Below are 2,606 nucleotides of genomic sequence, written 5' to 3'. Positions count from 1 at the left end.
CGGACTTCTTGGCCGCCGCCTTCTTGGCCGGGGCCTTCTTCGCCGGGGCGGACTTCCGGGGCGGGGCCTTCTTCGCCGGGGCGGCAGGCGCCTTCTTGCGGCGCGCTCGCGGAGCCGGGGCTTCCTCGTCCTCGTCCTGTTCCTCTTCCTCCTCCTCGGGCTCCTCCTCGGGCTCCTCCTCGGGCTCCTCCTCCTCGTCCGGCTCCTCCTCGTCCGGCTCCTCCTCGTCCGGCTCCTCCTCGTACTCCTCGTCCTCGTACCCTTCTTCCTCCCCGTCCTCCGGCTCGCCCTCGTCCTCCTCGTACTCCCCCTCAAGCTCGTCCTCGTCGGCCTCGTCCTCCTCAGGGGCCTGACCGAGGCGCAGCGTGCGGTCACCGATGGCGTCCGCCAGCGAGGTCATGCCCCGGTTGGCGGCAGCGGTCACGGCTTGGCGCCCGGCGTCCAGGACCTCGCCCCTCAGCTGTTCCTGCAACTCCGCGAACTGGGGCACCTCTCCGAGCCGGCGCATCCCCTCGGCCGCCAGCTGACGGGGTTCGAGCCCGAATCGCCGTCCCGCCAGATAGGTCGCGACGCTCAGCGCGAGCCGGCCCTTCTTCGTCCGGCCCAGCACGTACCCGCCCACTACGGCGGCTGCCAGCGCCACCTTGGCCTGGTCATCCATGTCTGTCACCTTCTGTTGTCGACGTCGCAGCGCTTCTGAGCGGCGTGGAGCCGGTCGAGCAGCTTCTCCTCCTCCGCTTCGAACTCTTCGAGATCGATGAGTTCGTCGTCGAGATCGCGGTTGAGTTCGGCGAGCTGCGCACGGATCACGCCGGGGTCGTACAACTCGCGCTCGGCGGTCTCCTGGAGCTTCTCCGCGATCCACACCACGCCGCGCGCCGGAGCGAGCGGCAGGAGCAGGAGACCGGAGATCAGTCCCATCGTCAGCCTTCGGTCATCGCTGCCGGCCGACGCGGGGCGCCCGCGTCACCGACGAAGCTGTAGCAGGGCAGCGGACCCGCGATGCGGATGTCGACATGGCTCCGGCGTGCGTCGGCGAGCCCTTCGGCCGTCGTACGGAACCGTTCGCTGTGTCCGCGCGGGACGAGGAAGGACGTGTTCAGCGCGCACCCCTGCACGTCGGGCCCTGCGGCGACCGCGCGAGCCAGCGGAGCGAGCTCGCGCAGCACCGCCTTGCCCGCTTCGGCCGCACGCCGCGCCAGGGCGGATGCCACCGCCTCGCCCAGCCGTACGCTGGCCTCGTAACCGGGTCGTCTGCGCGCCGCTTCACGCAGACGCCGTACGGCGGCGTCCTCGGCCACCACCTCGGCGAGGGAGTCCTGCGCGGGCAGGGCCTTGACGTTGACCTCGACGTGCCCGTCGAGGTTCTTCAGAGTGGCGAGGTGACTCCTCTCCGCCAGGGCCAGCTGGGTGAGGAGAGCGTCCTCGTCCGGTGCCACCATGCCGAAACGCATCGGCAGGACGGGGCCGCTGTCCGCCAGATCCATCAACAGGTCCTGGTGCGCAAGCAGATCCCGTCGCCGTGCGCGCAGCCGGGCGGGGGCGTCACTGACGACCGCGGCGATCTTCCCCGTACCGATGACGCGCAGGGCGGCGGGGGGATCGCCCACGCCGCCCGCCCCTTCGGGGAGCGCGGTTCCGTCGCCGACCACCGCGTAGACGTACAGTCCGTCGCCGTCCATGGCTCAGGCCTCCGCTCGGCGGCGCCGGCTTGAGCCGCTGCCGCTGCCGCTGCGGGCGGGGGCGCGACGCTTCTTCGGGCGCTCGTCCTCTTCGTCCGCGTCGTCGGAATCGTCGTCGTGTCCCACCGCCTTGCGCAGGGAATCACCCACCGACTCCGCGGCCTTGCGCACCTTGCGCTTGCCGACGGACTTCGCCGCACCGCCGCTGAGCAGCTCGGGGACGGTCGTGCTGCCGGAGTCCCGTTCGAGGTCGAGACGGTTGCAGGCCTCGGCGAAGCGGAGGTAGGTGTCCACGCTGGCCACGACTATGCGAGCGTCGATCTTGATGATCTCGATGCCGACCAGGGAGACCCGGACGAACACGTCGATCACCATGCCCCGGTCGAGAATGAGCTCCAGCACGTCGTACAAGGTGCCGGCGCGGGGCGGGCACGGAGCGATCTCGTCGGCGTAGGTCGTGGTGGTGGCTGCCATGGTGGTGGGTCCTTCCAGCTGTTCGGACGGTCTCGGATCACTCGTCTGCGGCACCGCGCCGGTAGCGACGGACCCGGCGGTACTCCTGGAGCTCTCCGGCACTGTCCAGCTGCACCTCGTAGGAGGCGAGCAGGCTCGTCGTGTCCGGAATCCGGGGCACCTCGAGAACGTCCACGACCACGCACCAGCCGTCGTCGTCCGAACGCCGGACCGCGGAGACGCCTTCGGCGCGATGGCCGATCAGCCCCTCCAGGCTCTGGCAGGCGGCGCGAGCGGCGTGCTCGGGCCCCTTCTTGGGCGCGGTCTTCTTCCGGGCCCTGGTCGGGCTCGTGGCCCGCGCCGAACGTTGGTCTGCCATAGCGCCCAGTCTCGTCAGATTCGGGCGCGCCGCATCTTGGGCGGGCCGGGGGGGGGGGCGACCTGTGCCGCGGCGCTTGCTCGAGAAGGCCG

General features: G+C 71.1%; 5 protein-coding genes. All 5 read right to left on the bottom strand.

Features of this window, described 5'->3' with window-relative positions:
• Positions 1-661, bottom strand: a 661-nt coding sequence (locus tag D3105_RS33370) for a histone protein (protein WP_118906550.1), incomplete at its 3' end; no start/stop codon positions are given.
• A gap of 5 nt (positions 662-666) precedes the next feature.
• Complete coding sequence (locus D3105_RS33365) at positions 667-921, bottom strand: gas vesicle protein GvpG (RefSeq protein WP_118906549.1); 255 nt, start codon at positions 919-921, stop codon at positions 667-669.
• Positions 922-923: 2 nt separating this feature from the next.
• Entirely contained in the window at positions 924-1,682 is a 759-nt protein-coding gene (locus D3105_RS33360; protein ID WP_118906548.1) for a GvpL/GvpF family gas vesicle protein, read from the bottom strand.
• A gap of 3 nt (positions 1,683-1,685) precedes the next feature.
• Entirely contained in the window at positions 1,686-2,156 is a 471-nt protein-coding gene (gene gvpJ, locus D3105_RS33355) for a gas vesicle protein GvpJ (protein WP_118906547.1), read from the bottom strand.
• Positions 2,157-2,193: 37 nt separating this feature from the next.
• Complete coding sequence (locus D3105_RS33350) at positions 2,194-2,514, bottom strand: gas vesicle protein (RefSeq protein ID WP_118906546.1); 321 nt, start codon at positions 2,512-2,514, stop codon at positions 2,194-2,196.
• Positions 2,515-2,606: the final 92 nt, after the last annotated feature.

This window comes from Streptomyces globisporus (genome assembly GCF_003501885.1).
GTDB classification, from domain to species: domain Bacteria; phylum Actinomycetota; class Actinomycetes; order Streptomycetales; family Streptomycetaceae; genus Streptomyces; species Streptomyces globisporus_D.
This window is presented reverse-complemented; position numbering and strand designations above follow the sequence as displayed.